Origin of the sequence: Halobacillus litoralis (assembly GCF_009856445.1) — a bacterium.
In the GTDB taxonomy this organism is placed as follows: domain Bacteria; phylum Bacillota; class Bacilli; order Bacillales; family Halobacillaceae; genus Halobacillus; species Halobacillus litoralis.
The window spans coordinates 1-541 of sequence record NZ_WMFA01000044.1; the positions used below are offsets into that span (position 1 = coordinate 1).

Below are 541 nucleotides of genomic sequence, written 5' to 3' on the forward strand. Positions count from 1 at the left end.
CCTTCCGGGACCCCACCATCAGCGCCGACAACCCGCGGACCATCGAGCTCAGACTCAAATCCCGTGGCAGTGCGCGGGGCAACCGGCATTTCGAGATCACCGCGTTCCCCATGGAGGACGAATCCGGCGCCCCCGGTGAGGCCGCCTTCCAGATCTACGGAACGGCCCGCGACATCACCGAACGCAAGGAAGCCGAGGCCTTCATCAACTTCCAGGCCTATCACGACCTGCTCACCCGGTTGCCCAACCGGGCCCTGTTCAAGGACCGTCTGGGCCTGAGCATTTCCCAGGCGGAGCGCAACAACCAGAAGCTGGCGGTCATGTTCATCGATCTGGACCGCTTCAAGGTGGTGAATGACAGCCTCGGCCATGCCATGGGCGACCGGCTGCTGCAGGCCGTGACGCAGCGCCTTGAGGGCTGCCTGCGCCAGGGGGACACCCTGTCACGCTTTGGCGGCGACGAATTCACCCTGCTGCTGCCCGAGATCCGGCACGCCGACGACGCCCGCACCATCGCCCGCAAGCTGATGGAGGCGCTCAG

1 protein-coding gene is annotated in these 541 nt (G+C 65.8%); it reads left to right on the forward strand.

All coding sequences use genetic code 11. From position 1 onward, the window contains the following. A partial coding sequence (locus GLW00_RS21040; RefSeq protein WP_160917092.1) for a diguanylate cyclase domain-containing protein occupies positions 1 to 541 on the forward strand: 541 nt, incomplete at both ends.